The organism is Thomasclavelia sp., from assembly GCF_017889095.1.
GTDB lineage: Bacteria > Bacillota_I > Bacilli_A > Erysipelotrichales > Coprobacillaceae > Thomasclavelia.
Map to the genome: position 1 here is coordinate 1 of NZ_JAGHEW010000356.1, position 6121 is coordinate 6121.

Annotated in this window: 3 protein-coding genes and 1 pseudogene; all 4 read left to right on the forward strand. The window is 25.8% G+C overall.

What is annotated here, in order from left to right:
• Positions 1-300 (forward strand): annotated as a pseudogene (locus J7M77_RS15120) (hypothetical protein); the annotation flags it as partial.
• 490 nt (positions 301-790) lie between these two features.
• Entirely contained in the window at positions 791-2290 is a 1500-nt protein-coding gene (locus J7M77_RS15125) for a GGDEF domain-containing phosphodiesterase (protein WP_296880068.1), read from the forward strand.
• Between the two features lie 44 nt (positions 2291-2334).
• Positions 2335-4245 carry a GGDEF domain-containing protein gene (locus tag J7M77_RS15130; protein ID WP_296880069.1) on the forward strand — a complete coding sequence of 637 codons (1911 nt, stop codon included), beginning with the start codon at positions 2335-2337 and terminating at the stop codon, positions 4243-4245.
• A 25-nt stretch (positions 4246-4270) separates the two neighbouring features.
• The coding region (locus J7M77_RS15135; protein ID WP_296880070.1) for a glycosyltransferase at positions 4271-6121 on the forward strand (1851 nt) is incomplete at its 3' end.

A 6121-nucleotide genomic window follows, 5' to 3' on the forward strand; every position in this document is an offset into this window, starting at 1 on the left:
GGTCCGGAGTTTTTTGGATACCTTTTTTTATTTACTGATGATAAAATGATTGATGATTTTTATAATGAATCAAAATATTATCGATATGAATATTTAGTACCATTAGATATGATTTATTTTGAAGATTATGATGATCTTTCAAGTAGTGAAAAACAAAGACATATTATCGTTAGCTGTCTACAAAGATTATATAACTATAAATATGATCCTTTAATGAATGATACTGAAAATAAAGTAATTGGCATTTTAGATCAACAATCTTTATCATTTAAATATTTAATTAGGAAAATAGAAATATAATAAAAAACAAGCAAGAGTAACAATGAAATGATCAGTTGTTACTCTTTTTTTGTCTTTTTCAAAATTTGAAAAAAAGAATAAAAATTACAGCTATAATGGCAATAATTACCAATTTATTACTAAAAAATGTTAAAAAGAGAATGATTTTTTATAAAAAGCTAAATTTTAAGTTTATGAATAACAGTAAAAATTTTGTATAAAAAAAATATTAATTTGCATTTTGGGGTCATATTTAGTATAATAGCCATGTTTTTTATTTTTATATTTGTGATTAATTTAAGATAAAATGGAAAAGAAGGGAGCTTAACAGTAAAGAAAATATTATCTAGTAAGGAGAAGTCTGCCCTTTTTGTGTATATATGTTTATGAAAAAAGATATGATTATGAAAAAGAGCAAAAAATTCAGTGTAGTTATTTTTTGCTCTTTTTTATTACAAAAATACTATTATTAAATTATTACAATAAAACAATGATTGAAAGGTTTGGTTGAATGGAAAAAAGTAAAAGTATGAAAAATATAAAGTTACAAAGATGCGTGATTACAATCTCTTGTATTTTCTTGATAATCTTGATTCTATACACATTTGATTATGCATACAAAAACATTAATAAGGTATTAACAGCTAATAAACTGCAGTATTTTATTTTGTTTATATGGTTAATCGTTTTATTAATTATTTTTTTTAGCATAGTGTTTGGTTTGCTTTCTTTTTCGCATTATAAAAAAAGAATTTATCACTCTGTATTCATTGATGAATTAACAGGTGGTGAAAATTATGAGTATTTAGAAAAAACATTTTCGATAAAAAAAGAAAAAAATTCTTACTTGATATCATTAGATATCGATGATTTTAATACTTTTAACCTCGCCTATGGTATGTATAAAGGTGATGAATTATTAAGATATATTTATCATACTTTTAAAAAAGAAACCTTAACTAATCGAATTTATCGTAAACATAGTGATTATTTTGTTGCAATCATTAATGCTGATTCAAAAGATATCCTTGAAAGTAAAATAAAAAAGTTTATTTATCGTGTTAAAATGGATATTTCTCAAGGGATCATCGTACCTTTTTCTATGGCTATTGGCATCAGTAAAATCAAAGAAAGCTTAGAATTAGCTTATGAAGAATCTTTATTAGCTAAAAACAATGTACGAAAAACCGATATAACTTATTCCTTTTATGATATGAAAATAAAAATGGAACAATTGAAAAACATGAGAGTTAATACAGCTTTTGAAAAAGCTATTAATAATCATGAATTTGAAGTCTATTATCAACCGAAATATAATATTCAAACTAAAAAAATAATTGGAGTAGAGGCTTTAATTCGCTGGGTCAAAGCAGATGGCACCCTGATTTTACCAGATGAATTTATTCCATCACTTGAATTAAGTGGTAAAATTGTTAAATTAGACGAAATTGTTATTGAAATGGTTTGTAGTCAGATGCAAGAAATGTTACAAAACAAACTAAAAATAAAAAAAGTTTCTATTAATTTATCTAGGATAGAATTAAAAAGACCAAATCTTATTTTTAATAAAATCAATCAAATTATTAATAAATATCAGTTAGATCCTAATTTTTTATCATTTGAAATAACTGAAAGTGCTTTTTATCGAAATGAAAAATCAGTAATTGATTTAATTGACAACCTTCATCAATTAGGCTGTCAAGTTGAACTGGATGATTTTGGTAAAGGTATGTCCGGTCTAGAAATATTAACTAAAGCTAATTTTGATACGGTTAAACTGGATCGTTATTTTTTGATGGATCTAGATGATTATAAAATCATAACTACAACTAAATCAATTATTGAAATGGTGTCTAATCTAAAAATGAATTTTATTGCTGAAGGGGTAGAAACATTAAGACAAGAACAATTTTTATTATCAAATAACTGTGTTTTTGCTCAAGGTTATTTATATTCAAAACCAATTTCTAAAGATGCATATTTGCAGCTTTTAAAAAATGAAAAAGCATGATCAAATGAACATAAAATTTTTATATTTGGAAAGAAGGCGTAAAGATGAAAGTTATATATAAGAAATTTATGGTGTTATTTACTGTAATTACGATACTTCTTACAGGTTTAGCAAGTTATGAAATAGCTGATTTTTACTGGAAAGATAATTCTAAATATTTAAATGATGTAATAGATGATATAGAACGGATAATTAATAATGATATTGATTCTAATAACCAAAAGGAAGAGATGATCAAAGATGATTTTCTAGTTAAAGCCAACTCAATCAAGTATGTATTAGAAAATAATGAGATAAATCAAAATAAAACATTGCAAACAATCAAAGAGACATTTGCTATTAATAATCTACATTTATTTGATATAGCCGGGCAAGTTCAATTTACTTCTAGTAAACAGCCATATATCTACCAAGATGAAATAGCTCTTTTACCTAAATTTAATGAAGAAAAGGATAAAGAACACACGTTCTATATTGCTAGAGATAACAATCAAACAATAACTGCTATTCATGTCTGGTTAAAGACTAAACTAAATAACTTGCCTTATTTGATGATCGATTGCAATCTTAAAGATAAAGAATTATTAGATAAAAATACTATAATTAAACGAGCTATAAAAAATATACCAACCGATTATGAAACAATTTTTATGGCAGTTGACATAAATAAAAATCAGCTAATTGGTATTAGTGAAAATAATGAATCCACTTTTTTAGATACTAATTTAGATTTTCTAAAAAGAATTGGTGATTTAAAAGAACTAAATTCTAAAAAAAATAAAATATATACAATTAATGAAAAACTAACATCAGTGGTAGTGAAAAAAAGTTTTGATAATGTATATTTAGTAGCTTTAGATACTGGATTTTTGTCTTATAGCAGTCTATTAAAAAGTATAATTGTTGTAGTTATTTGTGTTTTTGTACTTTATTTTATGTTTCTTAAAATTTTCAAAAGAATTATGAAAAAAAATGTTTTTGAAGATATTGAAATAATTAAAGATGAAATCAAGCATCTTTCTAAAGGTAATTTAGACCATGAATTTAAACGGTGTAAAACCGATGAACTAAACTTACTTATTGATGTTATGAGTGATTTAAAGAGAATATATATAAATAAAGTTGAGCGGATGAATAAATTAGTTAATTCAATTGGAACTAATATTGCAGTATTTGAGTTATTATCTGATAAATATAATGTTGATTTTTTTACTGATAATATTCATATTGTTTTGGGGATTTCTAAAAAAGAAATGGATTATTTTAAACAGGATATTGCTTCGTTTAAAAAGTTTTTAATTGAAATGAATAATAAAAAAGATAACCGAAATATTATTAAATTCAAAGATAAGTTTTTAGAAATAAAGATTCATTTTGTTAATGATCAAATGTTAGGAGTTATTATTGATAAAACAAACGAAGAAACTGAGCGAACTTCTGTTAAACTGGAATTAGAAAAAGAAAAAGAAAGTGGACGTTATGATGAATTAACTAAACTTACTAATCGCAAGGAATTTAAAAGACTGGTAGAGCTTAAATTAAGCGAAGAATTAAATGGATTATTGATTATCTGTGATTTAGATAATTTTAAAAGAATAAATGATTCATTAGGGCACCCTGAAGGTGATAAATGTTTAAAATTATTTTCTCAGGCATTAAAAGAAAAATTTAGAAAAGAAGATATTATTGGAAGAATCGGTGGCGATGAGTTTATGATTTTTTTACCCGGAATCAAAGATAATTTTGTAATTGAAGAAAAATTAAATGACTTAATTTTACATGTTAAAAAGACACTAACAAACTATTTACCGTATGGACTATCAGTTAGCTTAGGATGTGCTAAAATTTGTTTGGAACACGATATTGTTGATTTTGACAGTTTATATAAAAATGCTGATAAGGCACTATACAATGCTAAAAAACTCGGGAAAGATCGCTATTATATTAATGAATAGGGAAGTTTATCAAAGGAGCTAAGTTATGTACTATGCAATATTAATGAGTTTATTATTAATTATTTTTTTCATCATGGCCAAAGTAACCAAATATCGACAATTTCTAATTGGATTTAATATAATAATTTGTATTATTTATATCATTTGGCGGCTAACGGCGATACCTGTTGATCATGGGATTTTAAGTTTTATTTTTGGATTAATGCTATATCTGGCTGAATTATTAGGGTTAATTTCTTTTTTTAACTTCCAATATCTGTTTTGGGGTAAATATCATTACCCTAAAAAAACATTAGCCGAATTTAAAGATAGTGAAATTCCTTTTGTAGATATTCTTATTTGTACATATAATGAACCAATTGAATTACTAGAAATGACAATTCTAGCTGCAATGGATATTGATTATCCTAGTGATCGTTATGCAATATATGTTTGCGATGATGGTCGGCGTGAAAACTTGAAAATGCTATGTAATCAATATCAAATAAACTATCTTACAAGACAAGATAATCAAGGTGCTAAAGCCGGTAATATTAATAATGCCCTTAAATATACTCATGGAAAATTATTTACTGTGTTGGATGCTGATATGATTCCAACTAGAAACTTTTTAAAGCACACTGTTGGTTATTTTAGTAATCCTAATTTAGCTTTTGTCCAAACACCACAAGTCTATTACAATCAGGATATGTATCAATATAATTTATCTAAACATATTCCTAATGAACAAGACTTTTTTATGCGTGACATTCAAGAAGCTAGAGCAGCCCGAAACGCCGTATTACACGTTGGAACCAATGCAGTATTTAAAAAGGAATATGTTTTAGCTATTGGTGGTTATCCAACCTGTTCAATTACTGAAGATATGGCCGTAGGAATGCAATTACAGGCTAATGGATATGATTCACTGTTAATTAATGAAGAATTAGTATATGGGCTTTCAGCAATGACTTTTGCTGATTTAGTAAAACAGCGTGATCGCTGGTGTCGTGGAAACTTGCAAGTTTTAAAACACTATAATCCAATATTTAATAAAGGATTAAGTTTTTCACAAAAAATAGCTTATCTTGATGGAGCTATTTACTGGTTTGCAAATCTACAAAAAATGGTTTTTCTAATTAGCCCTTTAATTTATTTGCTTACTGGGATTCCGGTTTTAGATTGTGATATTGAAAAACTGATAATGATTTATCTCCCTTATTTTTTAGGACAAATATTAATATTTAAGACTCTTTCGCCAAAAACTAGAAATCTAAAATGGGCTCATTACTACGAAACAATAATGGCACCCCATCTTTCATTATCAATTTTAAAGGAATTATTAAATATAAAAATAAAATTCAATGTGACTTCTAAAAATACGCGACATGAAAAAAAGAATTTTCAATTTAAAATGGTGATTCCGCATTTAATTATCTTAATTTTAACGATCATTAGCTGGAAAATAACCATTACTCATCTTATCGCACATGAAGCATATATGAGCTCTTACATGTTAAATATTATTTGGAGCAGCTATAACTTAATGGCAATCGTTCTAGCTTTACGCGTTGCCTGGCAAAAGCCGATTTTAAGAAATGCAGAACGAATTTTGATAAATAAAGAATATAAAGTTTATTTAAAAGATCAAGAAACTTATATTCAGGCCAAACTAATTGATATTTCTAATCTAGGAGCTCAATTAAAAGTTTTAAAACCAGCTAATTTAAATACCAGGGATGTTTATTTATGTATTGATGAAATTGAAATACCTGCAACGATTATGCGAATCAACGATTCTAACATTGGTTTAAAATATATTAAGCTGGATACAAATAGTAAAAAGAAAATAATGCGAATTATTGTTGACAACTTAAAACCATATTATCAAATATCA